General features: G+C 64.0%; 29 protein-coding genes and 1 tRNA gene. 16 read left to right on the top strand and 14 right to left on the bottom strand.

Features of this window, described 5'->3' with window-relative positions; all coding sequences use genetic code 11:
- Nucleotides 1–7: 7 nt before the first annotated feature.
- A complete protein-coding gene (locus ACZ7GB_RS11840) occupies nt 8–355 on the top strand; it encodes a hypothetical protein (RefSeq protein WP_078570812.1) in 348 nt (115 codons plus the stop codon).
- Between the two features lie 47 nt (nt 356–402).
- Here ACZ7GB_RS11840 and ACZ7GB_RS11835 read toward each other — a convergent pair whose 3' ends face one another.
- Complete coding sequence (locus tag ACZ7GB_RS11835) at nt 403–1,578, bottom strand: MalY/PatB family protein (protein WP_472158810.1); 1,176 nt, start codon at nt 1,576–1,578, stop codon at nt 403–405.
- Nucleotides 1,579–1,707: 129 nt separating this feature from the next.
- On the opposite strand from ACZ7GB_RS11835, the gene def (ACZ7GB_RS11830) reads away from it, so the two are divergent.
- The 8 genes from def (ACZ7GB_RS11830) (at nt 1,708) to ACZ7GB_RS11795 (ending at nt 5,902) form a co-directional block, all read left to right on the top strand.
- On the top strand, nt 1,708–2,253 hold the full coding sequence (gene def, locus ACZ7GB_RS11830) for a peptide deformylase (RefSeq protein WP_075775430.1): 546 nt from the start codon (nt 1,708–1,710) through the stop codon (nt 2,251–2,253).
- A complete protein-coding gene (def, locus tag ACZ7GB_RS11825; RefSeq protein ID WP_078522379.1) occupies nt 2,253–2,753 on the top strand; it encodes a peptide deformylase in 501 nt (166 codons plus the stop codon). Before def (ACZ7GB_RS11830) ends, def (ACZ7GB_RS11825) begins: the two co-directional genes overlap by 1 nt.
- Nucleotides 2,754–2,756: 3 nt before the next feature.
- Complete coding sequence (gene fmt, locus ACZ7GB_RS11820) at nt 2,757–3,653, top strand: methionyl-tRNA formyltransferase (RefSeq protein ID WP_472158809.1); 897 nt, start codon at nt 2,757–2,759, stop codon at nt 3,651–3,653.
- 95 nt (nt 3,654–3,748) lie between these two features.
- On the top strand, nt 3,749–3,907 hold the full coding sequence (locus ACZ7GB_RS11815; protein WP_165756939.1) for a hypothetical protein: 159 nt from the start codon (nt 3,749–3,751) through the stop codon (nt 3,905–3,907).
- 60 nt (nt 3,908–3,967) lie between these two features.
- Entirely contained in the window at nt 3,968–4,810 is an 843-nt protein-coding gene (locus ACZ7GB_RS11810) for an SPFH domain-containing protein (protein ID WP_414717993.1), read from the top strand.
- Nucleotides 4,810–5,085 (top strand): NfeD family protein, encoded by a 276-nt coding sequence (locus ACZ7GB_RS11805; protein WP_078550788.1) that lies wholly within the window; start codon nt 4,810–4,812, stop codon nt 5,083–5,085. The genes ACZ7GB_RS11810 and ACZ7GB_RS11805 overlap by 1 nt, the downstream gene beginning before the upstream one ends.
- A gap of 112 nt (nt 5,086–5,197) precedes the next feature.
- Complete coding sequence (locus ACZ7GB_RS11800) at nt 5,198–5,506, top strand: flagellar basal body-associated FliL family protein (protein ID WP_078522375.1); 309 nt, start codon at nt 5,198–5,200, stop codon at nt 5,504–5,506.
- A gap of 156 nt (nt 5,507–5,662) precedes the next feature.
- Nucleotides 5,663–5,902 carry a hypothetical protein gene (locus ACZ7GB_RS11795; protein WP_078522374.1) on the top strand — a complete coding sequence of 80 codons (240 nt, stop codon included), beginning with the start codon at nt 5,663–5,665 and terminating at the stop codon, nt 5,900–5,902.
- A 10-nt stretch (nt 5,903–5,912) separates the two neighbouring features.
- Here the strand turns inward: ACZ7GB_RS11795 and pyrF are convergent, their stop codons facing one another.
- Together pyrF and ACZ7GB_RS11785 are read right to left on the bottom strand one after the other, a co-directional pair.
- Nucleotides 5,913–6,614, bottom strand: coding sequence for an orotidine-5'-phosphate decarboxylase (gene pyrF / locus ACZ7GB_RS11790; protein WP_078522415.1), 702 nt, complete (start codon nt 6,612–6,614; stop codon nt 5,913–5,915).
- A gap of 80 nt (nt 6,615–6,694) precedes the next feature.
- A complete protein-coding gene (locus ACZ7GB_RS11785; protein ID WP_078541724.1) occupies nt 6,695–6,904 on the bottom strand; it encodes a hypothetical protein in 210 nt (69 codons plus the stop codon).
- Between the two features lie 196 nt (nt 6,905–7,100).
- Between ACZ7GB_RS11785 and clpB the strand changes: the two genes are divergently transcribed.
- On the top strand, nt 7,101–9,722 hold the full coding sequence (gene clpB, locus ACZ7GB_RS11780) for an ATP-dependent chaperone ClpB (RefSeq protein WP_078606054.1): 2,622 nt from the start codon (nt 7,101–7,103) through the stop codon (nt 9,720–9,722).
- 156 nt (nt 9,723–9,878) lie between these two features.
- Entirely contained in the window at nt 9,879–11,141 is a 1,263-nt protein-coding gene (locus ACZ7GB_RS11775) for a DNA polymerase IV (protein WP_472158807.1), read from the top strand.
- 1 nt (nt 11,142) lies between these two features.
- Here ACZ7GB_RS11775 and ACZ7GB_RS11770 read toward each other — a convergent pair whose 3' ends face one another.
- The gene (locus ACZ7GB_RS11770; protein ID WP_472158805.1) at nt 11,143–12,009 is read right to left on the bottom strand and encodes an N-formylglutamate amidohydrolase; all 867 of its coding nucleotides are present in this window, start codon (nt 12,007–12,009) and stop codon (nt 11,143–11,145) included.
- A 180-nt stretch (nt 12,010–12,189) separates the two neighbouring features.
- Between ACZ7GB_RS11770 and ACZ7GB_RS11765 the strand changes: the two genes are divergently transcribed.
- Nucleotides 12,190–12,264: transfer RNA gene (locus ACZ7GB_RS11765), tRNA-Val, on the top strand.
- A gap of 81 nt (nt 12,265–12,345) precedes the next feature.
- The gene (gene ykgO / locus ACZ7GB_RS11760) at nt 12,346–12,471 is read left to right on the top strand and encodes a type B 50S ribosomal protein L36 (RefSeq protein ID WP_038074920.1); all 126 of its coding nucleotides are present in this window, start codon (nt 12,346–12,348) and stop codon (nt 12,469–12,471) included.
- A 95-nt stretch (nt 12,472–12,566) separates the two neighbouring features.
- Here ykgO and ACZ7GB_RS11755 read toward each other — a convergent pair whose 3' ends face one another.
- The 9 genes from ACZ7GB_RS11755 to ACZ7GB_RS11715 all read right to left on the bottom strand — a co-directional run bounded on the left by ACZ7GB_RS11755 (nt 12,567) and on the right by ACZ7GB_RS11715 (nt 23,092).
- Nucleotides 12,567–14,216: a peptidoglycan-binding domain-containing protein gene (locus ACZ7GB_RS11755; RefSeq protein ID WP_472158804.1), complete on the bottom strand. Its 1,650-nt coding sequence runs from the start codon at nt 14,214–14,216 to the stop codon at nt 12,567–12,569.
- A gap of 52 nt (nt 14,217–14,268) precedes the next feature.
- On the bottom strand, nt 14,269–15,489 hold the full coding sequence (locus ACZ7GB_RS11750; protein ID WP_078602242.1) for a phenylacetate--CoA ligase family protein: 1,221 nt from the start codon (nt 15,487–15,489) through the stop codon (nt 14,269–14,271).
- A gap of 89 nt (nt 15,490–15,578) precedes the next feature.
- Complete coding sequence (locus ACZ7GB_RS11745; RefSeq protein WP_078550806.1) at nt 15,579–16,403, bottom strand: ABC transporter ATP-binding protein; 825 nt, start codon at nt 16,401–16,403, stop codon at nt 15,579–15,581.
- A gap of 58 nt (nt 16,404–16,461) precedes the next feature.
- The gene (locus ACZ7GB_RS11740) at nt 16,462–17,748 is read right to left on the bottom strand and encodes an ABC transporter substrate-binding protein (protein WP_078522367.1); all 1,287 of its coding nucleotides are present in this window, start codon (nt 17,746–17,748) and stop codon (nt 16,462–16,464) included.
- A 73-nt stretch (nt 17,749–17,821) separates the two neighbouring features.
- Nucleotides 17,822–18,898: a branched-chain amino acid ABC transporter permease gene (locus tag ACZ7GB_RS11735; RefSeq protein ID WP_078541718.1), complete on the bottom strand. Its 1,077-nt coding sequence runs from the start codon at nt 18,896–18,898 to the stop codon at nt 17,822–17,824.
- 40 nt (nt 18,899–18,938) lie between these two features.
- Nucleotides 18,939–19,121: a hypothetical protein gene (locus tag ACZ7GB_RS11730; protein ID WP_078541717.1), complete on the bottom strand. Its 183-nt coding sequence runs from the start codon at nt 19,119–19,121 to the stop codon at nt 18,939–18,941.
- Between the two features lie 148 nt (nt 19,122–19,269).
- Entirely contained in the window at nt 19,270–20,259 is a 990-nt protein-coding gene (locus tag ACZ7GB_RS11725) for a branched-chain amino acid ABC transporter permease (protein WP_078550810.1), read from the bottom strand.
- Between the two features lie 38 nt (nt 20,260–20,297).
- Nucleotides 20,298–21,119 (bottom strand): ABC transporter ATP-binding protein, encoded by an 822-nt coding sequence (locus ACZ7GB_RS11720; RefSeq protein ID WP_078522363.1) that lies wholly within the window; start codon nt 21,117–21,119, stop codon nt 20,298–20,300.
- Nucleotides 21,116–23,092: a long-chain fatty acid--CoA ligase gene (locus tag ACZ7GB_RS11715; RefSeq protein WP_152844728.1), complete on the bottom strand. Its 1,977-nt coding sequence runs from the start codon at nt 23,090–23,092 to the stop codon at nt 21,116–21,118. Before ACZ7GB_RS11715 ends, ACZ7GB_RS11720 begins: the two co-directional genes overlap by 4 nt.
- Before the next feature lie 211 nt (nt 23,093–23,303).
- Between ACZ7GB_RS11715 and ACZ7GB_RS11710 the strand changes: the two genes are divergently transcribed.
- The 3 genes from ACZ7GB_RS11710 (at nt 23,304) to ACZ7GB_RS11700 (ending at nt 26,265) form a co-directional block, all read left to right on the top strand.
- Complete coding sequence (locus ACZ7GB_RS11710; protein ID WP_472158802.1) at nt 23,304–25,208, top strand: hybrid sensor histidine kinase/response regulator; 1,905 nt, start codon at nt 23,304–23,306, stop codon at nt 25,206–25,208.
- Nucleotides 25,205–25,915 carry a response regulator transcription factor gene (locus tag ACZ7GB_RS11705; RefSeq protein WP_078541712.1) on the top strand — a complete coding sequence of 237 codons (711 nt, stop codon included), beginning with the start codon at nt 25,205–25,207 and terminating at the stop codon, nt 25,913–25,915. The genes ACZ7GB_RS11710 and ACZ7GB_RS11705 overlap by 4 nt, the downstream gene beginning before the upstream one ends.
- Nucleotides 25,916–26,019: 104 nt before the next feature.
- Nucleotides 26,020–26,265, top strand: a complete 246-nt coding sequence (locus ACZ7GB_RS11700) for a WGR domain-containing protein (protein ID WP_078541711.1) — start codon at nt 26,020–26,022, stop codon at nt 26,263–26,265.
- Nucleotides 26,266–26,272: 7 nt separating this feature from the next.
- Here the strand turns inward: ACZ7GB_RS11700 and ACZ7GB_RS11695 are convergent, their stop codons facing one another.
- Nucleotides 26,273–26,947 (bottom strand): DUF2062 domain-containing protein, encoded by a 675-nt coding sequence (locus tag ACZ7GB_RS11695; protein ID WP_078570797.1) that lies wholly within the window; start codon nt 26,945–26,947, stop codon nt 26,273–26,275.
- Nucleotides 26,948–26,973: the final 26 nt, after the last annotated feature.

The following is a 26,973-nucleotide window of genomic DNA, read 5'->3' as shown; positions in this document are numbered from 1 at the left end:
GGATGTCATGGAATTCCTGCCTAAGGAGGTCCTTGAAGGACTGCGCGCCGCGCAGAAACGCGATGCGGCGAAAAAGGCACGCCTGCGTGTTCTCGCAGGCGGTCAGATCTGGCCGGTGCTGCGCCGGGTGCCGGGTGGCTTCGCGTTGGATGCCGACGAGGTCTCGCATCTACGCGGCCATGTCGATCTCTATGACGGACCCAAGCACGTCGCGACCTGCCTGATCGTGGCCTCGGAAATTCAGGGGAACGAACTGATCTGCACGGTGAAGCGCGAAACGCCCGTCAGCGATCGCGCGGCGCTCGATTTCGCGCAGGAAGGGCCGACGCTGTCGGGCTACCTGACGAAGATCTGAGCGAGACCGAGATTTCAAAGGAAAGGGCCGGAAAACCGGCCCTTTTTTCATTGCAGATCAGAGAAGGCGGCTTGCAAGCGCTCCACCGCTTCGCTCACCCGCGCCCGCGGCGTGGCGAGGTTGAAGCGCAGGAATTTTTCTCCCCCCGCACCGAAAGTCGCCCCGAAATTCACCGCGATCTTCGCGTCCTTCAGAACACGCGACTTGTATTCCTCGGGCTCCATTCCGGTGCCGGAGAAATCGACCCAAGCGAGATAGGTCGCTTCGAGCGGCATCGAATGCAGCCCCGGGATCTCGGCGATCCCCTGATCGAAAATCCGGCGGTTCTCATCGAGATAGGCGTTCAACTCATCGACCCACGCCGCCCCCTCGGGGCTGTAGGCCGCCGTCGCCATCGCGATGCCGAAACTGTTGGGCGAGATCCCCAATGCTGCCATCCGCGTCGCGAATCGGGCGCGCAGATCCGGGTCCGAGATGATGACGTTGCCCGTATGCGTGCCCGCGATGTTGAAGGTCTTCGTGGTGGCCGTCATCATCACCAGCGGCAGATCGGGCGCGGCATTCGCCATCGGGATATGGGTTTCGCCCGGCATCACGATGTCATGGTGAATCTCGTCCGAGACCAACACCAGCCCGTGGCGCTTCGCGAACGCCGCCGTGGCTTCCAGCTCCGCGCGGGTCCAGACGCGCCCGCCGGGATTATGCGGCGAGCAGAGGACGAGCATTTTCTCCGCCCCCGTCATCAGCCCGTCCCAGGCGTCTAAATCCATCTCGTAGCGGCCATCGACCAGTTTCAGCGGGCATTCGCGCACCTCGCGCCCGGCCGCACGGATGACCCGCGCGAAGGCATGGTAGACCGGCGTCATCAGAACGACCGCATCACCCGGGTCGGTATAGGCATCGACGCAGAGCGCCGTGCCGTTGACCAGACCGTGAGTCGTGAAGATCCAGTCCGGCTCGATCTCCCAGCCGTGGCGCTCGCGCATCCACCACTGGATTGCGGCGCGGTACTCGTCCTCGCCGCCCCAGTACCCATAGATACCCTGCGCGACCATATCCTCGAGCGCGCGCTGCACGCAGGTGGGCGGGCGGAAATCCATGTCCGCGACCCACATCGCGATCCCGTCTTCCGGCGAAACCCCGTAATACTTTTCCATCCCGTCCCATTTCTGCGAATGGGTGCCTACGCGGTCGATGATTTCGTCGAAGTCGGGTTTGCTCATCTAGGCCTCTCTCTGGTCGGATTGGGCGCATCTGAGCAAAAGCAAAGCCGGGTTACAAACGGCGTTTTGTCACTGGCACAATCACCGCCGCCATTGCACAGACGCATTGCTTCGCCTAAATCCCTGCCCATGACGCTACGACCGATCCTGATCCATCCCGATCCGCGCCTGAAAAAGGTCTGCGAGCCGGTACCCGAAGTTAACGACGAGATCCGCAAGCTCGCCGATGACATGCTCGCGACCATGTATGACGCGCCCGGCATCGGCTTGGCCGGGCCGCAGGTCGGCGTGATGAAGCGGATCTTCGTGATGGATTGCGTGAAGGACAAGGAAGCGGCCCCCGAGCCGATGGTTCTGATCAATCCCGAGATCAGCTGGACCTCGGAAGAGACCAATGTCTACGAGGAAGGCTGCCTGTCGATCCCGGATCAATATGCCGAGGTGACGCGCCCCTCCGAAGTGCGGATGAAGTGGCTCGGCCTCGACGGGCAAAGTCATGAGGAACAGTTCGACGCGCTCTGGGCGACCTGCGCGCAGCACGAGTTCGACCACCTCAACGGCAAGCTGTTCATCGACTATCTCGGTCCGATGAAGCGCAAGATGATCACCCGCAAGATGGAGAAGCTCAAGCGCGAGCGGGCCCGTGCGGGCGCCGCCAAGGATCCGATCCTCTGATGGCTTCGCGCGCCTTCATCCCCTATGACGACCGCCGCCTGCATCGCCCCGCCGAGCCGGTCGAGACGATCACCGAGACCGTTCGGATGATCTGGGACGACATGGTCGAGACGATGGATGCGATGCCCGGCGTCGGGCTTGCAGCACCCCAGATCGGCATCATGATGCGGCTCGCCGTGGTCGACGCATCCGACAAGCGCGGTCAGGCTGTGCGGATGGCGAATCCGGAAGTGCTTCATGCGTCGGTGCAGATGCGCAAGCATGAAGAGGCCTCGCCCAACCTGCCGGGTATTTCCGCCCCGATCGAGCGGCCTCGCGCGGTGACGGTGCGCTTCCTCAATGAGGACGGCGAAATGGAGGACCGCGATTTCGTGGGCCTCTGGGCGACGAGCGTGCAGCACCAGATCGACCACCTCAACGGCAAGATGTATGTCGATCATCTCTCGCCCTTGCGCCGCAAGATGCTGGTGCAGAAGTCGAAGAAACTCGCGAAAGGCTAAGCGATGCGCGTCATCTTCATGGGAACGCCGGAGTTCTCCGTCCCCGTTCTGGAGGCGCTGGCCGGCGCGCATGAGGTTGTCGCCGTCTATAGCCAGCCGCCCCGTCCCGCCGGGCGCGGCAAGAAAGAGCGCCCCTCTCCGGTTCATGCCAAGGCTGAGGAACTGGGGATTGAAGTGCGCACCCCGCGGAATTTCAAAGCCCCCGATGATCGCGAGGCCTTCGCCGCGCTGAACGCCGATATCGCAGTCGTGGTGGCTTACGGGCTGATCCTGCCGCAGGCCATTCTGGATGCGCCCGCGAAGGGCTGCCTGAATATCCACGCCTCGCTTTTGCCGCGCTGGCGCGGGGCGGCCCCGATCCACCGGGCGATCATGGCCGGCGACAGCCAGACGGGCATCTGCATCATGCAGATGGAGGCCGGGCTCGATACCGGGCCGGTTCTGCTGCGCGAAGCGACCGAGATCGGCGCGACCGAGACCACCGGCGAGCTGCATGACCGGCTGAGCGCGATGGGCGCGCGGCTGATCCTCGACGCGCTGTCCGAGATCGACTCGCTGATCCTGCAGCCGCAGCCCGAGGATGGCGTCACCTATGCCGCGAAGATCGACAAGGCGGAGGCGCAGGTCGATTGGACGCGTCCCTCCGATGAAGTGATCCGGCATATCAACGGGCTCTCGCCCTTCCCGGGCGCCTGGACCGAAATCGCAGGTGAACGGATCAAGCTGCTGCGCGCGGCCCCGGCGGAGGGAAGCGGCGCACCGGGCGAGATCCTCGACGGGTTTACCATCGCCTGCGGCACCGGCGCGCTGGAAATTCTCGAAGCCCAACGCCCGGGCAAGCGTCCGATGTCCGGCGCCGACGTATTGCGCGGCCTGCGCCTGCCTGCACGCCTAGGCTGAGCGCAACAGCCTTCCCAAATCGCGGAAGTTGCGGCAAACTTGTGGAAAAACCACAAGGAGCAGTCGATGACCCCCAATTTGATGGAATTCGCCTGATGGGCGTGCTGTTCGGCTTTCTCGCGACCGCGAGCAGTCGTATCCTCGGGATCGGCTTCGCGCTCGCGGTCTGGCTCATCTCACGGCCCGGGGGCTGGGCCGTGCTCGTGGTGCTGACGCTGCTCGCCTTGCGCGTCTTTCCCGGTAATCAAGTGTGAGTTCAGAAGGTCGAGGCCCAGATGTATTTCATTAATTCCCTAACCGGCAGCGATATCGTGATGATCGCCGTCGCGGTTCTGTTGATCCTGTCGGTCTTCCTCGGCGTGCGGATCGTGCCGCAATCCGAGAAGCATGTCGTGGAGCGCTTCGGGCGGCTGCGCGCGGTGCTCGGTCCCGGCATCAACTTCATCGTGCCCTTCCTTGACCGGGTGCCGCACAAGATCTCGATCCTCGAGCGCCAGCTGCCCAACGCGATGCAGGACGCGATCACCGCTGACAACGTGCTGGTGAAGGTCGAAACCTCGGTCTTCTACCGGATCACCGAACCCGAAAAGACCGTCTACCGCATCCGCGATGTCGACGCCGCGATCGCAACGACAGTGGCGGGGATCGTGCGCTCCGAGATCGGGGTGATCGAGCTCGACGAGGTGCAATCGAACCGCGCCCGCCTGATCGAGAAGGTCCGCGAACAGGTCGCCGTGATGGTCGATGATTGGGGGATCGAGGTGACGCGCGCCGAGATTCTCGACGTCAATCTCGACGAGGCGACCCGCGCCGCGATGCTGCAACAGCTCAATGCCGAGCGCGCGCGCCGGGCGCAGGTGACCGAGGCCGAGGGCAAGAAGCGCGCGGTCGAACTCGCCGCCGAAGCGCAGCTGTTCCAGGCACAGAAAGAGGCCGAAGCCCGCCGCATCTCTGCCGATGCCGAAGCCTATGCCACGGAAGTCGTCGCGCTGGCGATTGCGAAGAACGGCCTGGAAGCCGCGCAATATCAGGTCGCGCTGAAACAGGTCGACGCGTTGGCTCAAGTTGCCAAGGGCGAAGGCAAGCAGACCGTGATCCTGCCTGCCGCAGCCCTCGAGGCCTTCACCGACGCCTTCCAGCTTCTGAGGAAAGCGTGATGGACCTCTGGCAACTTCCGTGGGTCTGGGTTCTGGCCGGTCTGGTTCTGGGCGGAGCCGAGATGATCATTCCCGGCTTCATCTTCCTCGGCTTCTCGATCGGGGCGGTGATCACCGGCGGGCTGATCTGGATCGGTATCGTCGGAAACTCGGTGCCGATCACGCTGATCACCTTCGCGGTTCTGTCGATCATTGCATGGCTCGCGCTACGCAAACTGATGGGCGTGCGGCGCGGTCAGGTGAAGCAATGGCATGACGACATCAACGAGAACTGAAGACCTGTGACGAAACCGCTGCCGGCGACTTCCCGCGCATCGCGGGAACTGGAAGCGGCCTATCGATGTTCTCTCGCCAATACAGAGAGATGAAAATCGACAGGAGATCATCATGTCTGACACGCATAATCACGAACGCTCGGGTCTGGGTGGCATCTATTTTGTTCTGGGCGCGGTCGTCGTCGCCCTCGGCATCGTTCTTTGGCTCATGATGTCGCCCGGGGACGAAAGCGCCAGCACTGCGCCCACCGAGAGCGATGCGAGCGCAACCTCGGTGACGATCGAGAACAACGACAACGCAGCCCCGGCGGATTCGTCGAGCGCCGACGCCTCGGGCGATGCGGCAGCCAGCGACAGCGGCAGCACCGACACGAGCGGCGCGTCGGCTGAGGCCACCACGCAAAGCGGCGGCTCGAACTGATCCCGCTTCCGCAGATCACGTGCAAGTGAAGCGGCGTCCTGCGGGGCGCCGTTTCATTTTGCGCCATGCTCCGCCTATCTGATGACGGGAGGAGGAACGCAGGTCAGAGCCTCGCGTTTCCTTTACCGAGGGATCAAAGCGAAGAGGCGAGCAAGAATGGCCAAGGATTCGAACCGACAGAGCAGTATCGGCGGCCTGATACTCACCCTGGTTGCGCTGGTCGCGGCACTGGGTGTCGTGGTCTGGCTCGTTGCCGATACGCCGATCGACGGGGGTGACGACGCCGCCACCGATCCGCCGAGCGAGCAGCAGATGTCCGACCCGAACGCCGCGAAGGTCGACGTGGCGCCCGACTCGAAGACGAGCGGCCCGGCGACAGGCGGCGACGGTCAGTAAGAGACGCTAATCAGCCCTGCAGTTCTTTGAGGATCGCTTCCGCCGCAGCCCGCGGATCGGGCGCGCGGTGGATCGGACGGCCGACGACGATATGGTCAGCACCTGCGCCCACCGCCGCTGCCGGAGTCGCGATCCGCTTCTGATCGCCGAGATCGGCCCCGGTGGGACGCACGCCCGGCGTCACGATCAGACGGCCCTCCGCCTCGGGCAGCGCGCGGATCATCGCGGCTTCCTGCGGCGAGGCGATCACGCCATCCGCACCGGCCTCGAAGGCTCGGCCTGCACGTTCCGCAACGAGGTCGCTGATCGCGCCATCCTTGATCAGCGCACCGTTCAGGTCCTCGCGGTCGAGCGAGGTCAGGATCGTCACGGCGAGGATTTTCAGATCGGTGCCAGCGGCGCCTTCCTTGGCGGCCTTCACCACATAGGGGTCGCCATGCACGGTCAGGAAGTCGAGATCGAACTGCGCCAGCCCGCGCACTGCGTTCTCGACCGTCGCGCCGATATCGAACAGCTTCATATCGAGGAAGATGCGCTTGCCCTGATCCTGCTTCAGCTCGCTGGCCAGCGCGAGGCCGCCGCCGGTGAGCATTCCCAGACCGATCTTGTAGAAGGACACCGAGTCGCCCAGCTGGTTCGCCAGCACGAGGCCTTCATAGGCGCTCGGCACGTCGAGGGCGACGATGAGACGGTCGTCGGCGGGCAGGGTCATGTCGGTCATCGCGGGACGCTCCTTTTCAAGATCGCCCCCTGATGCGGATCAATCACCGCTACGTCAAGCCGTTCGCGGGATCACAGCCCGCCGATGCCACGACGTTGCGCTTCGCGGGTCAGCGCGCGGGCAAGCTGGCGATGCGAAATATTCGGGCTGGCTTCGACCCGAACGGGCACCCGCAGCGGCTGCGCGATCCCGGGGGTGAAGAATTCAACGACCGCCTCGAAACGGCGCTGCGCGGCGTTGTAAATCAGGCGCGCGATGCGCGTGGCGCTGGCATGATGCATCCTCGGAGCCTCCTGCATGGGTGTCCTTGCGTAAACGCTAAACCTTGCGTTTTGGTTTCCACCTGCGGCGAAATGGTCGCCATAAAGCTCTTGAAGCGGGATGCGCCACATCCCATTTTTCAAAACGAGACCCGGTCAGGACGGCGCCTATTCAGGGCCAGACACATCCCGGGGGCTTTAAAAAAGGAGAATGCCGATGAACATGGAGAAGTTCACGGAGCGGTCTCGCGGTTTCCTTCAGGCCGCGCAGACGATCGCGATGCGCGAGGGTCATCAACGTGTGGTGCCCGAGCATCTTCTGAAGGCTTTGATGGATGACGATCAGGGGCTGTCGGCCAATCTGATCAAGCGCGCCGGCGGCGAGCCTGCCCGCGTGCTCGAAGCCGTCGATCTGGCGGTGTCGAAACTGCCGAAAGTGTCGGGCGGCGACGGGCAGGTCTATGTCGAGCAGAGCCTCGTGCGCGTGCTCGACGAGGCCGAGAAGATCGCCAAGAAAGCGGGCGACAGCTTCGTCCCGGTGGAGCGTGTGCTGATGGCTCTGGCCATGGTGAACACGCGGGCCAAGGATGCGCTCGATGCGGGCGCGGTGACGGCGCAGAAGCTCAACGCCGCGATCAACGATCTGCGCAAAGGCCGCACGGCGGATTCGGCCTCGGCCGAAGAGGGTTATGAGGCGCTCAAGAAATACGCGCGCGATCTGACCGAAGCTGCCGAGCAAGGCAAGATCGACCCGATCATCGGTCGTGATGACGAGATTCGGCGCACCATGCAGGTGCTGAGCCGTCGGACCAAGAACAACCCGGTTCTGATCGGTGAGCCTGGCGTGGGTAAGACCGCGATCGCGGAAGGCCTCGCGCTGCGTATCATCGACGGGGACGTCCCGGAATCGCTGCGCGACAAGCGGCTGCTCGCACTCGACATGGGTGCGCTGATCGCCGGTGCGAAATATCGCGGTGAATTCGAAGAGCGTCTGAAAGCGATCCTCAAGGAAATCGAGGCCGCTGCGGGCGAGATCATCCTCTTCATCGACGAGATGCACACGCTCGTGGGTGCCGGGAAATCCGATGGCGCGATGGATGCGGCGAACCTGATCAAACCGGCGCTGGCCCGTGGTGAGCTGCACTGCGTGGGCGCCACAACGCTCGATGAATACCGCAAATATGTCGAGAAGGACGCGGCTCTGGCCCGGCGTTTCCAGCCTGTGATGGTGGAGGAGCCGACGGTCGAGGACACGATCTCGATTCTGCGCGGTATCAAGGAGAAATACGAACTCCACCACGGGGTGAAGATCTCCGACTCGGCGCTGGTCTCGGCTGCGACGCTCTCGCATCGCTACATCACCGACCGCTTCCTGCCCGACAAGGCAATCGACCTCGTGGACGAGGCCGCCTCGCGTCTGCGCATGGAAGTGGACAGCAAGCCTGAGGAACTCGACGCGCTCGACCGTCAGATCCTGCAGATGCAGATCGAAGCGGAAGCGCTGAAGAAAGAGGACGACACCGCGTCGAAGGACCGTCTCGAGAAGCTCGAGAAGGAACTGGCCGATCTGCAGGATCGCGCTTCGGAAATGACTGCCAAATGGCAGGCCGAGCGGGACAAGCTGGAATCGGGTCGCAACCTCAAAGAGCAGCTCGACAAGGCCCGGGCCGAGCTCGATCAAGCCAAGCGCGAAGGCAACCTCGCCCGCGCGGGCGAGCTGAGCTACGGCATCATCCCGAGCCTCGAGAAGCAACTCGCGGCAGCCGACGAGGCCGAAGGCGAGGAGCTGATGGTCGAGGAATCGGTGCGCCCCGAGCAGATCGCCGAAGTGGTCGAACGCTGGACTGGCATTCCGACCTCGAAGATGCTGGAGGGCGAGCGCGAGAAGCTGCTGAAGATGGAAGACGAGCTGCACAAGCGCGTCGTCGGTCAGGATGCGGCGATCACCGCCGTGTCGAACGCCGTGCGCCGTGCGCGTGCGGGGCTGAACGACGAGAACCGCCCGCTGGGCTCGTTCCTCTTCCTCGGCCCGACCGGTGTGGGTAAGACCGAGCTGACCAAGGCCGTCGCGAATTACCTGTTCGACGACGATCAGGCGATGGTGCGGATCGACATGTCCGAGTTCATGGAGAAACACTCCGTGGCGCGGCTGATCGGTGCCCCTCCGGGCTATGTCGGCTATGACGAGGGTGGCGTTCTGACCGAAGCGGTCCGGCGGCGTCCCTATCAGGTCGTGCTGTTCGACGAGGTCGAGAAGGCGCACCCGGACGTGTTCAACGTGCTGCTGCAGGTGCTCGACGATGGCGTGCTGACCGATGGTCAGGGCCGCACGGTCGACTTCAAGCAGACGCTGATCGTGCTGACCTCGAACCTAGGCTCTCAGGCGCTCAGTCAGCTGCCGGAAGGCACGGATGCGGGCGAGGCCAAGCGTCAGGTGATGGATGCGGTGCGGGCGCATTTCCGCCCCGAATTCCTGAACCGTCTCGACGAGATGGTGATCTTCGATCGCCTGAACCGCGAGAACATGGACGGGATCGTGGAGATCCAGCTCAAGCGGCTGGAGAAACGTCTGGCACAGCGCAAGATCACGCTGGAGCTGGACGAGTCGGCCCACAAGTGGCTCGCCGATGCGGGCTACGACCCGGTCTATGGCGCACGTCCGCTGAAGCGGGTGATCCAGCGTTCGCTGCAGGACCCGCTGGCCGAGGCGATCCTTGGCGGCGAGATCATGGACGGTGCGACGGTCGAGGTGACGGCGGGCCCGAACGGCCTGATCGTCGGCGGCCACAGCGCGCCTTTGGGGGGCACGAAGCCTGCCGATGGCGTGCCGCTGCACTAAACCTAGCTGAAAACCGATTGAGAGGGGCGGAGCGATCCGCCCCTTTTTCGTCAGCGTCAGGGGCGCTGCCCCTCTTGGCTACGCCAATTCACCCCGGGATATTTCCGCCAAGAGGAAGAAGGAGTATCTAGGGGATATTCCCCGGATCGAGTCCCCATGCCCGCCCTTTGCCGCCATTGCCTGAAGAGTTTTGACGAGGCGCCGAAGCGTTGCCCCGCCTGCGGCAAGGCGCGGATCGTGGCGCATCCGGAGCTGTTCGACCTGCCCATCGCACATATCGACTGCGACAGTTTCTACGCCTCGGTCGAGAAGCGCGACAATCCCGAACTGTCTTCGCAGGCGGTCATCGTGGGCGGCGGCACGCGTGGGGTGGTGACGACCTGCTGCTATATCGCGCGAATCTCCGGCGTGCGCTCGGCCATGCCGATGTATCAGGCGCGCAAGCTTTGCCCCGATGCGGTGATCATCAAACCGCGGATGGAGCATTACGCCAGCGTCTCGCGCGAGATCCGGGCGAAGATGGTCGAGCTGACGCCGCTGATCGAGCCGCTCTCGCTCGACGAGGCGTTTCTCGATCTGGGCGGGACGGAGCGGCTACATCATGCGCCGCCCGCGCTCCTGATGGCGCGGCTTGCGCGCGAGATCGAGACGGAGATCGGGGTCACGGCCTCGGTCGGTCTTTCGCATAACAAGTTTCTCGCCAAGATCGCCTCGGATCTCGACAAGCCGCGCGGGTTTTCGGTGATCGGGCGCGGCGATACGGAAGAGTTTCTCCGCGACAAGCCGGTGTCGATCCTTTGGGGCGTGGGGGCGGCGACGCGCTCGGCCTTGGGGCGCGCGGGCATCCGCACGCTCGCCGATATCCGCCGCGCGGGGCTGTCGCGGATGGAGGACCGCTTCGGCGCGTCGGGGCGGCGGCTCTTTGAGTTGGCCAGCGGTCTCGATGCGCGGCGCGTCTCTCCCGACTCGCCGATGAAATCGGTGTCGAACGAGACCACCTTCAACACCGACATCGCCGATCGCGAGGCGCTGATGGGCAAGCTGTGGCATCTGGCCGAGAAGGTCTCGGCCCGGATGAAGGCGCGCGATCTGGCGGGGCGGACCGTGACGCTGAAGCTCAAAAAGGCCGATTTCGCGACCGTGACCCGGCAGACCCGGCTGGAGGAGCCCAGCCAATTGGCCGACACGCTCTATCGCGCGGGCGAGACGCTGTTCGACAAGCTGCCGAAGGGGCAGGCCTACCGTCTGATCGGGATCGGGTTTTCCGACCTCACGGCAGCCGATGGGCGCGATCCGGCGGGCGACCTGCTCGATCCTTACGCGGGCAAACGCGCAACCGCGGAGCGGGCGAAAGATGCGATCCGGGCGCGATTCGGGGCGGATGCGATCCGCAACGGGCGCGGCTGGGACGGGGAGTGACTTACTCCGCTGCGTGACGCAGCGGATGTGCCCCGAGATCGGCGATCTGACGCGCCGCCCGGCTCATCAGCGCTGCGAACGCATTGAAATTCTCGTTCGGCGCGATGCGGTGCTGATCCATGTAGAGCGCGCGGTCGATCTCGATCTGGATCGCGTGATACCCCTCGCGCGGATGCCCGTAGCGCTGGGTGATATAGGCCCCGGCAAAGGGGCTGTTGCGCGCCACGTTCAGCCCTTCGCCTTCGAAGATCAGTTCGATCTCGCGCACGATCTCCCGGTCGGCGCTGGTGCCGTAGCGATCGCCAAGCACGATCTCCGCGCGGCGCGGCCCGGTCGCGGCCAGAGCCTCGGAGGGCATCGAATGCATATCGAGCAGAATCGCCTGCCCGAAAGCCCCATGCGCCTCGGCCATCAGCGCCTCGAGCTGCGCGTGATAGGGCCGCCAGACATGGTTGATCCGCGCCTCGGCCTCGATCATCGGGATCTTGCCGCGATAGATCGCCCGCGCACCGGACACCACACGTGGAATCACCCCAAGACCGGCAGCGACGCGCGGCCCCGGATGCGCCCGGTCTAGCCCGGCGATCAGCGCCGAATCAAGTTCGTCCTCCGCCCGGTTGAGATCGACCCAGGCCCTCGGATACTGCGCGCAGAGAAGCGGCGCGCCGAATCGCGGAACGTCCGCCAGCAGCTCATCGACGAAAGCATCTTCGGAAGACCGCAGGCGCAGCATGTCCAGAACGGCCCGTTCCTGCAGGCTATGCGGGTATTGCGCACCGGAATGGGGCGAGGCGAAGACTGCAGCCGTCCGCAACGCCTTGGGGCGAACCAGCCGGAACGGCGGCAAAAGGGCTGGGCTGTCGGACATGAAACCTCTTATGATCGCCTAATATCTTACACTGGAACGCTTTCACGCCAAAACCCTCTTGAAAGCCGTTTCGACTCTTTATATAGACCCCCAGACCGACGCGACACCGCGCCTTTCGGTTCCCTTCGCGGCCTAGCCGCAAGCGCGAATCAAAGGCATCAAACGGGATCGCACGGGTGTGGGCGGTTAGCTCAGCGGTAGAGCACTACGTTGACATCGTAGTGGCCACTGGTTCGATCCCAGTACCGCCCACCATCTATTCACCGCCCCCGGCTTGCAAGCCCGGGGCATTCGTTTTTCAAGGCGCACCGCGCGCCGCGATACAGGAGAAGGCCGATGAAGGTCCGCAACTCGCTCCGCTCGCTCAAGCAGCGTCATCGCGATTGCCAGGTCGTGCGCCGCAAAGGCCGCGTCTACGTGATCAACAAGACGCAGAAGCGCTTCAAAGCCCGCCAGGGCTGAGGCAGCCGAGCCGAAACGAATAAAGGCCGCGCCAGGGATTTCCCGGCGCGGCCTTTTCCTTTGTTCAGCGATCTGAGGCTGAGAGGGATCGGCGCTTAGCGCGCGCCGATCGCCCCGGCCAGAAGCTGCGCCACGGTGGCCTGATCGAGATAGCCGGTGGCTTCCAGCCCGCCCGCGGTCTGATAGCGGCGAATCGCGCGGCGCGTATCCTTGTCGAACACACCGTCGACCTTGCCGGGCTTGAGACCCATCTGAGCAAGGCGTTGCTCCACCAGCGATTTCGCGACGCCGGGCAGGTTGAGGGCGGCCTCTTTCGCGGCGGCCGCGTCCATCGCGTCGCTTTGCTGATTCTGTTGCTGCAGCTCGGCGATGCGTGCCTCGGCCTCGGCTTTGAAGGCCGGGTCGGAGCGGCTTGCCAGATAATCGCGGTAGCTAGCGATGGTGTCGGCCTTGCGTGCGACGTCCCAATCGGCGCGATCGGCCGACTGCGCTTCATCGCGGCGATCCGCTTCGATCTTGTCGAGCCGCTCCTGCGCGAGTTCCGCAAACAGCCCGTCGGGATATTTCTTGAGGTAGGCGCGCAGCCCGGCCTCGTCACCCGCCTTGCCGGTCTGCTCCCAGTAGGCGCGGTCCTGCTGATCGATCTTGGCCTGACGGGCCTCGGCCTCGGCCTTCAGCTCGGCGGCGCGTTTCTCACCCTGCGCCGAGAGCGCAGTCAGCTGGGCGCGGGTCAGATAGCTGGTGTCGTCGAAGCCGTTGGCCTTCTGCCAGCGCGCGATCGCCCCGCGCGAGCCGGGCCCGAAGATACCATCGACGCCTTTCGGGTCGAATTTTAAGATCGTCAGGTTCTGCTGCACCTCGCGACGCTGATCGCGGCTGAGGTTCAGCGCCTCTTCCGCAGCCTTCGCTTGCCGCTGAGGCTCGTCACGCAGTTGCTGGATACGCTGCTTCGCCTGAGCGGCATTGGTGCCATTCGGATAGCGGTCGAGATAGAGCTGATAGGCGGTGATCGTGTCCTCGGATCGCGCCATGTCCCAATACGGGGCCGACGGGTCAGCCTCGGGGGTTTTCACCGGGCTGGGCTTCTTGCCCGTCGGCTCGGTGACAAGTACGAAATCCCGCGGCATGTAGCCACTCGCGCGCAGGTCTTCGGACTGCGCCGACTGCATCAGCGAAGCGCCGGGCTCGGTCAGGTTGCCCGACATGAGGCTGGCGACATCCTTAGGGCTGCCGCGCAGCACGGTCACGCCCTGCGGAATGTCGAGCGTCCCGATCCCCGGCTGGGTCAGGCCCTGGCCGTTGCCCTCATCGTCCGCAGCGCCGAGAAGCAGCACAGCGCGCCCCGGATGGGCGGCGAGCACGGTCATCACCGCAGACAGCGGCAGCGCCTCGCTCACCGCTTCGGGCAGCGAGGTGTCGCGGGCGTCGACTGGCAGATACCACGTCTCGCCGTCGGAATGGACAAAACGACCCGACAGCGCCACGACCAGCCGCTCGACCTCGGGCGCGCGGGTCACGAAGTCGCGGAAGCGGGACCGGATTTCGGCCGCGTCGGCATCATCTTCGATCAGCACCGAGAAGCCCGCCGTCTGCAGCTTTGCCTCGCTATCGGTCAGGGCAGTGCCCGAGCGAAGATCGTCGATCCGCTGATAATCGGAATTGCCCAGCACCAGCGCCAGATCGGCGGCATGGGCGGGAAGGCCAAGCGCCGCGATCGCGGCGCCTGTCAGAAGAAGTTTACGCATGGGGTCCTCCACTCTCTTTCCGGAGAAACCCCTCGAGTGCGCGCGCGGTTCCTCAGTCGTATTTGCGCTGGTCGTCGATGACCTTCCCATCATTGGGCAAAGAGCCGGGCGACACCAGTTCGATCACGCCCTTCATCTTCAGCGCCTCGCGGATACCACCGTCGAAGCGGGCGGGATCGTCGGCCTCGGTTTCGATCTGCACGGTCATCACGTCCATCTCGCCGTCACGGGTGGCGATGACACGGGCCTTTTGCACCTCTGCATGGGCCGAGACGAAGCTGGCGACCTGCTCAGGACGGACGAACATGCCCTTGATCTTGGTGGTTTGATCGGCGCGGCCCATCCAGCCTTTGATGCGCATATTGGTGCGTCCGCAGGGGCTGACGCCTTCCATCACCGCCGAGAGGTCGCCGGTGGCGAAACGGATCAGCGGGTAGTCGGGATTGAGCGTGGTCACGACGACTTCTCCAACCTCGCCGGGGGCCACCGGATCGCCGGTGCCGGGGCGGACGATCTCGACGATCACGCCCTCGTCGACGATCATCCCCTCCATCGCGGAACTCTCATAGGCGATATTGCCCAGATCGGCGGTGGCGTAGCATTGCAGGCAGGCGATGCCGCGATCCGCATAATCCTGACGCAGGCTCGGGAAGAGCGCGCCGCCCGACACGGTGGCCTTGGTGATTTTCAGCGCCTCGCCCATCTCTTCGGCCTTCTCGAGAATGATGCGCAGGTAATCGGGCGTGCCCGCGTAAGTGGTGGTGCCGATATCGACGGCGGCGCGCACCTGCAGTTCGGTCTGGCCGGTGCCTGCGGGCAGAACGGCGGCGCCGACCGTGCGCGCGGCATTCTCGAACATCATGCCCGCGGGGGTGAGGTGATAGCCGAAGCAGTTCTGCACGATATCGCCGGGACCGACGCCTGCGGCATGGACGAAACGCCCCAGCCGCCACCAGTTGTGGCTGGTATCGCCGGGCTCGTAGATCGGGCCGGGCGACTGGAAGATATGCGCGAAGGCATGGGCGGGTTTCGTGACCAGCCCCCCGAAGGGCGGCGCGCCTTTCTGCGCGGCCCCGAGGTCGGACTTGCGCAGCACCGGCAGCTTCGCGAGCGCCTCCCGCGAGGTGATCGCGCTCGGGTCTACGCCTTGCAGATGCGCCGCGATCCCGGGAGCCTTCATCGCCGCGTCAATCAGCGCCGGCAGGCACTCCGCCAGAGAGGCCTCACGCGCGTCGGCGCTGCGGGTTTCCAATTCGTCGAAATGTTCGCGCATCTCTCGACCCTTTCCATTCAGCGGACAAACCGCTCCTATTCCGCGCCCAAAATGCTGCGCAGCAATTCAATTGAATCAGTAAGTTACCGTTACGCCAGCCAGCGCTTGCGGCGGCGATAGCTGCGCACGTCGCGGAAGCTCTTGCGGCCTTCGTCGGACATGCCGAGGTAGAATTCCTTCACGTCCGGGTTCTCGCGCAGCTCGGCTGCGGGACCGTCCATCACGATGCGGCCGCTCTCGAGGATGTAGCCGTAATGGGCGTAGCGCAGCGCGACATTGGTGTTCTGCTCGGCCAGAAGGAAGGTCACGCCCTCGTTCTCGTTGACCGATTTCACGATCTCGAAGATCTGCTCCACCAGCTGCGGCGCGAGACCCATCGAAGGCTCGTCCAGCAGGATCGTCTCGGGGCGGCTCATCAGCGCGCGGCCCATCGCGACCATCTGCTGCTCCCCGCCCGAGGTATAGCCCGCCTGCGATTTGCGGCGCTCCTTGAGGCGCGGGAAGTAGTCGTAGACCATCTCGAGATCGGCCTGGATCGCGGCGCGCCCGTCCTTGCGGGTATAGGCGCCGGTCAGCAGGTTTTCCTCGACGGTCAGGTGTTCGAAGCAATGGCGCCCCTCCATCACCTGGATCACGCCCTTGCGGACCAGATCGGCGGGGGAGCCGTCCTGCACCCGTTCGCCGCGATAGGTGATCGAGCCTTTCGTCACCTCGCCGCGCTCGGATTTGAGCAGGTTGGAGATCGCCTTGAGCGTCGTCGTCTTGCCCGCGCCGTTGCCGCCCAGAAGCGCGGTGATCCCGCCCTTGGGCACGCTCAGGCTCACCCCTTTCAGCACGAGGATGACGTGATTGTAGATCACCTCGATATTGTTGACCTCTAGAAGGGTGTTATCGGTTTTCGAAGCGTCGAGCATGGTTCTCTCCGGGACGTTGGGGTGGCCCCCGGCGGCGCGCGCCGGAGGCCGTTTTCGATCAGTTACACTGGTCGGTGATGTTGTTTTCCGAAGCGAAGGCTGCGGAATCTTCTTCGATCAGCGGGTTCAGCACGTCCTTGTCGGATTCGATCCAGTCAGAGGCTTCGTTCCACTTCTTCGCACCGGCATCCCACTGGAAGACCTTGGCGGAGCCGGGGCCCCCGTGGTTCTCGCAGCTTGCCTTGATCGGCTGGGCGAAGTTCGGCAGGCCGAGCTCTTCCAGACGGGCTTCGGTGAGGTCGAGGTTCTCGAAACCGTCGCGCACTTCAGCGGCGTTGACGTTCGACTTGCCGGCCATCTCCTGCGCCTTGCGGATCGCTTCCGAGATGATCATCGCCGCGTACATGCCGCGCGAATAGAGCATCGTGCCGACCTGATCGCCTGCGCCCGACGCCTTGCCGGCATCGACGACATATTGCTTGAGGTCCGCATAGACCGGGTAGTCCATGCCGGTGCCGTGGAACGAGAGCGCCTTGTAGCCCGAGGCCTTGTCGCCTGCCGGAGCCACGTCGTTCTCCGAACCCGACCACCAGACGCCGATGAAGTGATCCATCGGGAAGCGGATGTTCACGGCTTCCTGGATGGCGACCTGGTTCATGACGCCCCAGCCCCACATCAGGACATAGTCGGGCTTGTCACGACGGATCTGCAGCCATTGCGACTTCTGCTCCTGACCGGGGTGGTCGACGGGCAGGGTCGACAGCTCGAAACCGTGCTTCTTGGCCAGCTCTTCGAGCGTGCGGATCGGCTCCTTGCCATAGGCGGAGTTGTGATAGACCAGCGCGATTTTTTTACCGCTGATGTCGCCACCTTCCTGATCAATGATGTGTTTGATCGCGACCGAGGCGCCATCCCAGTAGTTGGCCGGGAAGTTGAAGACCCACTTGAACACCTTGCCGTTCGCAGCCGAGGTGCGGCCGTAGCCCGGGGTGTAGAGCGTGATGCCGTCAGCGGTGACCTTCGGGATCAGCTGATAGGTGATGCCGGTCGAGAGCGGGTTATAGGCCAGCGCGCCTTCGCCCTTGGTCGACTCGTAGCATTCCACGCCCTTCTCGGTGTTATAGGCGGTTTCGCATTCGGGAGTGGCAACCATCTCGCCGCCGATGCCGCCGTCACGCTCGTTGAGCAGGGTGAAATAGTCGTTGAAGCCATCGGCATAGGGAATGCCGTTCGCGGCATAGGGCCCGGTACGATAGCTGAGGTTCGGCACCACCAGTTCGGCGAAAGCCGGGGCCGTGGTCAGCGTCATCGCCGCCGCGACCAGTGCGGTTAGGGTCTTCTTCATTCGGTTCTCCTCCCAGAATGTTCGAGTGTTGCGCCGGGCGTGTCCCGGTTCTTTGTGTTGGGCGGCCCGGCCGTCAGTGCGGGAAGGGCCAAAGCCGGAGTTTCTCTTTCGCGACGCGCCAGAGCTGCGCGAGGCCATGCGGTTCCGCGATCAGGAAGGCCACGATCAGCCCGCCCACGATCATCAGTTCGATATGCGCGGCGAGGTCCGTGGGCCAACCGAGCGTGCCGACGAGCACGTTCTTCAGGAAGACCGGCAGCAGCACGAGGAACGCCGCCCCCGCAAACGAGCCGAAGATCGAGCCCAGACCGCCGATGATCACCATGAAGAGGATCAGGAACGATTTCTGGATGCCGAAGGCTTCGCCCACTTCTGCCGCGCCCAGATAGACCGCGAAGAACAGCGCGCCGGCGATGCCGATGAAGAAGGAGCTGACCGCGAAGGCCGACAGTTTCGTCGTCAGCGGATTCACCCCGATGATCTCGGCGGCGATATCCATGTCGCGGATCGCCATCCATTTGCGCCCCACCGTGCCGCGCGTCAGGTTCCGCGCGACCAGCGCCACCAGCGTCAGCATCACCAGGCAGAACATGTATTTCGCCATCGCCGAGGTCTGCGCGCCGGTCACGAAGACGCCGAAGACGGTGCGCTCGGGCGCGTTGATCTGACCCGAGGCCGAGTAGTTGTAGAACCACGGCACCTTGTTGAAGAGCCAGACGAGGAAGAACTGCGCCGCCAGCGTCGCCACCGCGAGGTAGAAGCCTTTGATGCGCAGGCTCGGCAGGCCGAAGATCACGCCGACGGCGGCGGTGATGAACCCCGCGATGATGACGTGGAAGAAGATGTTGATGTCGGGGAAGGCCGTCATCAGCTTGTAGACGGCATAGGCGCCCACTGCCATGAAGCCCCCGGTGCCAAGGCTCACCTGCCCGGCATAGCCCACGAGGATATTCAGCCCGATCGCCGCGATGGCGTAGATCAGGAAGGGTACCGCGACCGCGTTCGCCCAGTAGTCGTTGATGAACAGCGGAACGATCCCGAAGGCGACCACCAGCACTGCATAATAGCGCAGCCGGTCGAACTTGATCGGAAAGGTCTGACTGTCCTCCCGGTAGGATGTCTTGAAATCACCTGCTTCGCGGTAAAACATCAGCCTCTCCCTTTCGTCAGGGAGAGCGCGTCGTCTCCCGTCAGCAGTTGCCGCGCCGGATCCTCACCCAGGCCCAGAGCCCGGCTCCCGCCCCCAAGGCGGCCAGCACGATATTCAGTGTTTGCAAGGTGGTCGGTTCTTCCGGCGGCGCGGCCAGCGCGATCCATCCGAATGCCAGCGCGGCTCCCCAGCCAATCGTGAACACGGTTGCACAGGTCTTCATCGGTAACGGTCCTCCCAATGATCGTCACATCAGCGCGACGACACTGGGCTCCCCTCCCCTTGACGCCACGACATGTGGCAGCTTGTCGCACCCCTGCGGCTCGATCAAGGAATTTTTCACCGTGGCGTGAAAGCGTCGTGATCATCGGTCAGACCCTCTCGATGATCTTCTCGCCGAACAGGCCCTGCGGCCGGAACACGAGGAAGACGAGCGCGAGGACATAGGCGAACCAGTTCTCGGTCGCGCCACCCAGGAAGGGGGCCCCGATCAGCAGTTCAAACAGTTTCTCGCCCACACCGATGATCAGACCGCCGACAATGGCGCCCGGGATCGAGGTGAAGCCGCCCAGCATCAGCACCGGCAGCGCCTTGAGCGCGATCAGCGACAGCGAGAACTGCACGCCCGATTTAGAGCCCCACATGATGCCCGCGACCAGCGCCACGAAGCCCGCGATGGACCAGACGAGGATCCAGATGAAGCGCAGTGAGATCCCGACCGACAGCGCGGCCTGGTGATCGTCGGCCACCGCGCGCAGCGCCCGGCCCTGCTTGGAGTATTGCGAGAACACGGTCAGCGCCGACACCAGCAGCACCGCGACGATCGCCGCCACGATATCGAGATTGTCGATGAAGAAGCCGTAGCCGAACATGTTGAAGGTGACGGTGTCGATGGTCTCGTTGATGCCCTGCGGCAGGCCCACGTCGAGCGTCTTGATGTCAGAGCCCCACATCACGTCCCCGAAACCTTCGAGGAAATAGGCCATCCCGATCGTCGCCATGAAGAGGATGATCGGCGCCTGGTTCACCAGATGCTTGAGCACCACTTTCTCGATGATGATCGCGAGCACGACCATCACGGCCGCCGCCAGCAGGATCGCGACGATTGCCGGAACCTCCCACGGGAAATTCGTGTAGTGATTGCCCGTCATCGCGTTGATGAGATGGGCAAAGGGCACTTGCCCTTTCTGGATGCCGACCAGCGTCAGCGCGGCAAAGAGCGCGAGCACGCCCTGCGCATAGTTGAAGATGCCAGAGGCTTTGAAGATCAGCACGAAGCCCAGCGCCACGAGCGCATAGAGCACCCCTGCCATCAGGCCGTTCAGCGTCACCTCGGCGGCATAGAGAACGATATCAGGCATGACGCGCCTCCGATGTCTGAGTTGCGATGCGGATGGTCTCAGTCATGGGCCACCCCCAGATAGGCGTCGATCACGTCTTGATTGCTGCGCACCTCGTCGGGCGTGCCGTCACCGATCTTCTTGCCGTAATCCATCACGACGACCCGGTCGGAGAGGTCCATCACGACGCCCATATCGTGTTCGATAAGGACGATGGTGGTGCCGAACTCGTCGTTCACGTCGAGGATGAAGCGGCTCATGTCCTCTTTCTCTTCGACGTTCATCCCGGCCATCGGCTCGTCGAGCAGAAGGATCTTCGGCTCGGCGGCGAGCGCACGCGCCAGCTCGACCCGCTTCTTCAGGCCGTAAGGCAGACGCCCCACCGGCGTTTTCCGGATATTCTGGATCTCGAGAAAGTCGATGATCTTTTCGACCTTCTCGCGGTTCTCGTGCTCTTCAGCGGCGGCACCCGTCCACCACCAGCCCGCCTGCGACATGAGACCCTTCTTCATATGGGTCAGCCGTCCGGTCATGATGTTGTCGAGCACCGACATGCCGTCGAACAACGCGATGTTCTGGAAGGTGCGCGCGATGCCGAGACGCGCGACCTGATAAGGCTTCATCGGCCCGCGCTTGATGCCCTTGTAGAACACCTCGCCCTCGGTCGGGATATAGAAGCCCGAGATGACGTTCAGCATCGAGGATTTCCCCGCGCCGTTCGGCCCGATGATCGCGCGGATCTCGCCCTCGCGGATGTCGAAGGAGATATCCTTGATCGCCACCACACCGCCGAAGCGCAGCGTGATGTTCTTCATCTCCATGATGACCCCGCCGATCTGGCGGCCGTCGGCGGTGACGTAACCTTCGTTCATGTCTTTCATTCCGCCGCCTCCGCCATCTGTTTCGGGGCCACGACCTTCGCGTCGGCGATCTTCAGCGTCGCCTTGATCGAGCCTTTGCGCCCGTCCTCGTAGGTCACTTCCGTTTCGGTGTAGATCTCGTCGCGCCCGTCGTAGAGCGCCTCGATCAGGTCGTTGAACTTCTCGGCGATCACGTTGCGACGCACCTTGCGAGTGCGGGTCATCTCGCCGTCATCGGCGTCGAGTTCCTTGTGCAGGATCAGGAAGCGATGAACCTGACAGCCCGAGAGCATCGGGTCTTCGGCGATGCTTTCATTCACCTCTTCGACATGCTCGCGGATCATCTCATAGACGCGCGGATGGCCCGCAAGCTCCTGGTAGGAGGCGTAGGAGATGTTGTTGCGCTCGGCCCAGTTGCCGACCGCAGTGAGGTCGATATTGATGAAGGCCGTGCAACGGTCCTTGCCTGCGCCGAACACCACCGCCTCGAGGATCGAGGGGTAGAACTTCAGCTTGTTCTCGACATATTTCGGCGCGAACAGGCGACCGTCGGCCATCTTGCCCACGTCCTTCGCGCGGTCGATGATCCGCAGATGCCCGGTGTCTTCCTCGAAGAAGCCCGCATCGCCGGTGGCGACCCAGCCTTCCGGGTCCTTGGTCGACGCCGTGCTCTCAGCGTTCTTGTAATACTCCACAAAGGTGCCGGGGCTGCGATAGAAGACTTCGCCATTGTCGGCGATCTTCACCTCGACGCCCGGGGACGGCACGCCCACCGTATCGGCGCGCACTTCGCCATCGGGCTGCTGGGTGATGAAAACCGAAGCCTCGGTCTGACCGTAGAGCTGCTTCAGGTTGATCCCGAGCGAACGGTAGAAGGAGAAGATCTCCGGCCCGATCGCCTCGCCCGCCGTGTAGCCGACGCGAATGCGCGAGAAACCCAGCGTGTTCTTGAGAGGGCCATAGACGAAGAAATTGCCCAGCGCATAGGACATCCGCTTGCCGAAGCTGACGGGCTTGCCGTCGAGAATGTCGGGACCGACTTCGCGCGCGACCTTCATGTAGTGGTCGAACAGCTTCTTCTTCAGCTTGCCCGCATCTTCCATGCGGATCATCACCGAGGTCAGCTGGTTCTCGAAGACCCGCGGCGGCGCGAAGAAATAGGTCGGCCCGATCTCGCGCAGGTCGATCATCATCGTCTCGGGGCTTTCCGGGCAGTTCACGGTGAAGCCCGACCAATAGGCCTGCCCGATCGAGAAGATGAAATCGCCCACCCATGCCATCGGCAGGTAGGCCAGAACCTCGTCATTATGATTCAGGTGATCGAATTCCGAGGACGCCTTGGCGGTCTCGATGATGTTGCGGTTCGACAGGACCACGCCCTTCGGCTTGCCCGTCGTGCCCGAGGTGTAGAGCATCACGCAGGTGCTGTCATAGGTCAGCTCGGCAATGCGCTTGTCCAGCTCGGCCTCGTAGCGCGAATGGCCCGCGCGGCCCTCGGCCTGCACGTCCTCAAGCGCGTTCATGCGCGAATGGTCGTATTTCCGCATGCCGCGCTTGTCGGTGTAGGTGACATGGGTGATCGCGTGGATGCGGTCCTCGATCTCGACGATCTTGTCGACCTGCTCCTGATCGCCGCAGACGACGAAGCGCGCACCGCAATGCTCCATCACATAGGCCATCTCGTCGGCCGCCGCGTCCTGATAGAGCGGCACCGGAATCGCGCCGCACATCTGCGCCGCGACCATCGACCAGTAATGCATGGGGCGGTTGCGTCCGATGATGGCGATATAATCGCCCCGTTCCACGCCGAGGCTCAGGAAGCCCAGCGCCATCGCGCGGATTTCCTCGGCCGCTTCGGCCCAGCTCCAGCTCTGCCAGATCCCGAATTCCTTTTCGCGATAGGCGGGGTAGCCACCATATCGGGCCACGTTCCGCGCCAAAAGCGCAGGAATCGATTGGGCAGACTCCTGCCCCTTCGCGACTGCGTCAGCCAAATTTTCCTCCCTCGCGCCGGTATGTCCGGCGTCCCTCGACCGCCCCGGGCGCTCCTCCGCGCACAGTTCGGCATGGCTCGACAGTCCATGTCAAAGTTTTCGTGATCTTTTCGTGATTGTAACGAATTCTTACCGCTTCGCTGCGCAGCGAAACACGCTTTGCCGCGCCGCCTGCCGGTGGTAGCAAAAGCCAAGGAGTGGGAGGGGCGAGGTGAGCGAAACAAGCCGCGAGCGGCTGACACAGGCGGGGCTGAACCTAATCGGACAGGCGCTGTCGATCTTCGACAGCGATCTGCGGCTGGCCGTGTCGAACCGGCAATATCAGCTGATGTTCGACCTGCCCGACACACTGACCCAGCCCGGCACCACCTTCGAGGACACGATTCGCTTCCTCGTGACGCGGGGCGAATATGGCGAGGTCGACGATATCGAGGCCGCCGTCCGCGAACGGGTCGAGACCGCCCGCGCCTTCGAGGCCCATTACATGGAGCGCCAGCGGGCGAACGGGCGCACGATCTCGGTCGAAGGCGCGCCGCTGCCCGAGGGCGGTTGGGTCACGGTCTATACCGATATCACGCCGGTGAAGCGGCAAGAGGCGCTGTTGCGCGCGCGGTCCGAGGAATTGTCAGACCAGCTGCTCGACCATGCCGAGGCGCTGGCGGCGGCGAACCGGGAACTTGCGGCGACGAACATGGCGCTGGAGGAAACCTCGCGCCAGCTGGCGATCACCGAAGCTCGCACGCGGCAGGTGACCGAGATGATGCCCGCCCATATCGCGCGCGTCGATTGCAACCTGATCTACACCTTTTCCAACCGGCGCCTGTCGACCGTGATGCCCGGATCGCTCGCCAATGCGGTCGGCCACCACGCGAGCGAGGCGCTCGGCCCCGAGACCTATCGCAAGATCACCCCCGGCTTTCGGCGCGCACTGGCGGGCGAGGCGAGCGTCGTCGAAATCACGCATGACCCATCGGGCCGGCGCATCCGCGTCGCGCTGACGCCCGATCTTGCCAGCAAGAACGAGGTGAGCGGGGTCTACATCCTCTCCACCGACGTCACGCATGAGGCGCAGGCCCGCGCGGCGCTCGCGCAATCCGCGAAGCGCGAATTGGCCGCGCAGCTGTCGTCGGGGCTCGCGCATGACTTCGCCAATCTGCTGACGATCATCCTCGGCCTGCAGGGGCGGCTCGAACGGATGGAGGGGCTGCCCGCCGACGCGCAGGACGCGATCCGGGCGACCCTGGGAGCGGCGCGGCGCGGCGGCACCCTTCTCGACCGGATCGCCGCGATCTCGGGCCCGCGCGAGCTGCGCCCGCAGGCCGTCGTGCTGGACGATCTCTTCGACGATCTCGCCGCGATGGCGGGGCCAACGCTCCATGGTCCGGTGACGCTCGATTTCGACAATTGCGATCTGAAAGACCCGATCCTGCTCGATCCCGGCCCGTTGCAGGACAGCCTGCTGAACCTGATCCTGAACGCCAATCACGCGATGCGAGGCGAGGGCGGCACGATCCGGATCGAGGCGCGTGCGGTGCGCGATACATGGGTCGAGATCGCCGTGACCGATCAGGGCGGCGGGTTCTCGGATGAGGCGCTCGAACATGCGCTCGATCCGTTCTTCACGACCAAGGGCAATGAGGGCTCCGGGCTCGGCCTGTCGATGGTCTATGACCAGACCAAGCTCGCGGGCGGCACGCTGCGGCTGGCCAATACCGAAGACGGCGCGCGCGTCACGATGCGCCTGCCGCTGAAACCCGCCGCCCGCCAAGCCGAGCCGATGATGGTGCTCTTGGTCGAGGATGACGAGGACATTCGCGCCAGCACCCGCGACATGCTGCGGGCGATGGATCACACGGTCGTCGAGGCGGGCACGATCGCCGAGGCCGAGGCGCTTCTGAACCTGCCCGATATCGCGCTGGTCCTGTCGGATATCCAGCTGCCGGGGCCGCGCAGCGGGGTGGATCTTGCCCGCGAAATCCGCAATCAGGTTCCCATGATCCTGATGACCTCGCTGCCGCCGGGCGATGCGCTGCGCGCGCAGGCCCCCTGCCCGGTCCTTCAGAAACCCTTTACCGCCGCGCAGCTTGCGGCGCTGCTTGCGGGAGTGCCTCGATGAGTGCCGACCATCCCCTTGTCGCGATCCTCGACGACGAGCCCGAAATCCGCCGGATGCTTTCCGACGCGCTCGAAGAGGCCGGGTTCCGCACGACCTGCTACGGCCGCGCGACCGAGTTCGAAGCCGGATTGAAGCGCTCCTCGCCCGATGTCTGCCTCGTCGATCTTGGCCTGCCCGATCGCGACGGTCTGGCGCTGGTGCATCGGCTGGCGCTGGAATCGGGCGCCGCGATCATCATCATTTCGGGCCGCGCGCAGGTGCAGGACCGGGTGACGGGGCTGGAACTTGGCGCGGATGATTACATCATCAAGCCCTTCGATCCGGCCGAGGTCGTGGCCCGCATCCGTGCGCGCCTGCGCAAGGGACGCAGCGAGGGCCCGGCGCAAGCGCAAACCGCCCATTTTGCAGGCTGGACCGCCCATTTCGACCGCTATCTGCTGGTGGCGGAGGATGGGGCCGAGACTTCGTTCTCCCATGCCGAAGGCGAAGTGCTGCGGCTGTTTCTGGAAAGTCCGAACCGGCTGATCACCCGCGCTCAGATGCAGGAAAGCTTGGGCGGTGCGGCAGGCGAAAGCTTCGACCGGGCGATGGATGTGCGGATCTCGCGGCTGCGCACGAAGCTTGGCGAAGACCCGAAAAACCCACGCCTTATCAAGACGATATACGGCGCGGGCTATATCTTTCTGGGCGAGGTCCGCTGGAGCTGACGACACCGCCTTTAGCGCGGACATCAAAGCGTTAACCTCTTTTCGCTGGCCAAAACCGCCCCGCTCTGATTCACTTCACGAAATCGGGATACAGGGGCACTGCCATGCTCAACCTCCTTCTTCACACGCCGACGTCGCGACGGTTCTATCGCGTGGAAGTCTCCGACAACCTGTTCGGAGAATATACCGTGCTGCGCGAATGGGGCCTGCAGGGCCAGACCGGCGCGTCCTGTCTGCGGTGGTTCTCCAACCTGCGCGACGCAGTCCATGCGGCGGAGCGGTTTCGTCGCCGGGCGCAGCGCCGCGGCTATGCGCTGAGCGAAGCGGGCGCAGGCGAAGCGCAGGCCTGAGCCCTACTCAGTCTTCGGAGTTCTCTGCTTTCTCCGCCGCCGCGCGTTCCTCGCGCTTGATCTTCGCCCGCATCTTCTCCAGCCGCGCCTTCAGCTTGCTGCGGCGCCGGTTCTGATAGGCTGTGATTATGGGCAGCGACACGTAGTAGCAGATCGTCGCCGCGATCACGCCGGGTCCGATCCCGCCGATCAGATAGGGCAGCCAGACATCGGTGAAGAACCGCTCCAGCCCGCTCCATTCCGCATGTTCGGGGGTGAACATCGCCCAGAAGTTATGCAGCAGATCGTGGCTCGCGGCCTGAAAGGTCTGCAGCAGGCTTTCCGGTTCCCCGCCATGATCAAGCCGGTCGCCGAGGATCTTGTGCCCCAGTTTCGTCGAGAAGACCGCAATGATCGGGAAGGTGACCGGGTTGCCGAAGAAGGTGGCAAGGATCGCCGCGAGGATATTGCCGCGCATGATCCAGGCCACGGCCGCGGCGCTGACGAAGTGAAATCCGAAAAGCGGCGTGAACGAGACCAGAACCCCGGCCCAGACGCCACGCGCGATCCGGTGCGGTCGGTCGGGAAGCCGGTTGACCCTGTGCTTGACGTATTGGAAAGCGCGGGACCAGCCCGAACGCGGCCAGATCGCCTCGCGCAGGTTGGCCCAAACCCCCCGTTTTTCGCGTCGTCTGAAGACCACGCCGCCGTCCTTTCTCCCCCCTGCGC

The sequence above is a fragment of the Thioclava sp. PTB-PU3-1 genome (genome assembly GCF_055666785.1).
This window is presented reverse-complemented; position numbering and strand designations above follow the sequence as displayed.

Coding starts and splice junctions, on each gene's coding strand:
- ACZ7GB_RS11840 (WP_078570812.1), top strand. CDS start 8: ATGGAATTCCTGCCTAAGGAGGTCCTTGAAGGACTGCGCGCCGCGCAG.
- ACZ7GB_RS11835 (WP_472158810.1), bottom strand. CDS start 1,578: ATGAGCAAACCCGACTTCGACGAAATCATCGACCGCGTAGGCACCCAT.
- def (WP_075775430.1), top strand. CDS start 1,708: ATGACGCTACGACCGATCCTGATCCATCCCGATCCGCGCCTGAAAAAG.
- def (WP_078522379.1), top strand. CDS start 2,253: ATGGCTTCGCGCGCCTTCATCCCCTATGACGACCGCCGCCTGCATCGC.
- fmt (WP_472158809.1), top strand. CDS start 2,757: ATGCGCGTCATCTTCATGGGAACGCCGGAGTTCTCCGTCCCCGTTCTG.
- ACZ7GB_RS11815 (WP_165756939.1), top strand. CDS start 3,749: ATGGGCGTGCTGTTCGGCTTTCTCGCGACCGCGAGCAGTCGTATCCTC.
- ACZ7GB_RS11810 (WP_414717993.1), top strand. CDS start 3,968: ATGATCGCCGTCGCGGTTCTGTTGATCCTGTCGGTCTTCCTCGGCGTG.
- ACZ7GB_RS11805 (WP_078550788.1), top strand. CDS start 4,810: ATGGACCTCTGGCAACTTCCGTGGGTCTGGGTTCTGGCCGGTCTGGTT.
- ACZ7GB_RS11800 (WP_078522375.1), top strand. CDS start 5,198: ATGTCTGACACGCATAATCACGAACGCTCGGGTCTGGGTGGCATCTAT.
- ACZ7GB_RS11795 (WP_078522374.1), top strand. CDS start 5,663: ATGGCCAAGGATTCGAACCGACAGAGCAGTATCGGCGGCCTGATACTC.
- pyrF (WP_078522415.1), bottom strand. CDS start 6,614: ATGACCCTGCCCGCCGACGACCGTCTCATCGTCGCCCTCGACGTGCCG.
- ACZ7GB_RS11785 (WP_078541724.1), bottom strand. CDS start 6,904: ATGCATCATGCCAGCGCCACGCGCATCGCGCGCCTGATTTACAACGCC.
- clpB (WP_078606054.1), top strand. CDS start 7,101: ATGAACATGGAGAAGTTCACGGAGCGGTCTCGCGGTTTCCTTCAGGCC.
- ACZ7GB_RS11775 (WP_472158807.1), top strand. CDS start 9,879: ATGCCCGCCCTTTGCCGCCATTGCCTGAAGAGTTTTGACGAGGCGCCG.
- ACZ7GB_RS11770 (WP_472158805.1), bottom strand. CDS start 12,009: ATGTCCGACAGCCCAGCCCTTTTGCCGCCGTTCCGGCTGGTTCGCCCC.
- ykgO (WP_038074920.1), top strand. CDS start 12,346: ATGAAGGTCCGCAACTCGCTCCGCTCGCTCAAGCAGCGTCATCGCGAT.
- ACZ7GB_RS11755 (WP_472158804.1), bottom strand. CDS start 14,216: ATGCGTAAACTTCTTCTGACAGGCGCCGCGATCGCGGCGCTTGGCCTT.
- ACZ7GB_RS11750 (WP_078602242.1), bottom strand. CDS start 15,489: ATGCGCGAACATTTCGACGAATTGGAAACCCGCAGCGCCGACGCGCGT.
- ACZ7GB_RS11745 (WP_078550806.1), bottom strand. CDS start 16,403: ATGCTCGACGCTTCGAAAACCGATAACACCCTTCTAGAGGTCAACAAT.
- ACZ7GB_RS11740 (WP_078522367.1), bottom strand. CDS start 17,748: ATGAAGAAGACCCTAACCGCACTGGTCGCGGCGGCGATGACGCTGACC.
- ACZ7GB_RS11735 (WP_078541718.1), bottom strand. CDS start 18,898: ATGTTTTACCGCGAAGCAGGTGATTTCAAGACATCCTACCGGGAGGAC.
- ACZ7GB_RS11730 (WP_078541717.1), bottom strand. CDS start 19,121: ATGAAGACCTGTGCAACCGTGTTCACGATTGGCTGGGGAGCCGCGCTG.
- ACZ7GB_RS11725 (WP_078550810.1), bottom strand. CDS start 20,259: ATGCCTGATATCGTTCTCTATGCCGCCGAGGTGACGCTGAACGGCCTG.
- ACZ7GB_RS11720 (WP_078522363.1), bottom strand. CDS start 21,119: ATGAAAGACATGAACGAAGGTTACGTCACCGCCGACGGCCGCCAGATC.
- ACZ7GB_RS11705 (WP_078541712.1), top strand. CDS start 25,205: ATGAGTGCCGACCATCCCCTTGTCGCGATCCTCGACGACGAGCCCGAA.
- ACZ7GB_RS11700 (WP_078541711.1), top strand. CDS start 26,020: ATGCTCAACCTCCTTCTTCACACGCCGACGTCGCGACGGTTCTATCGC.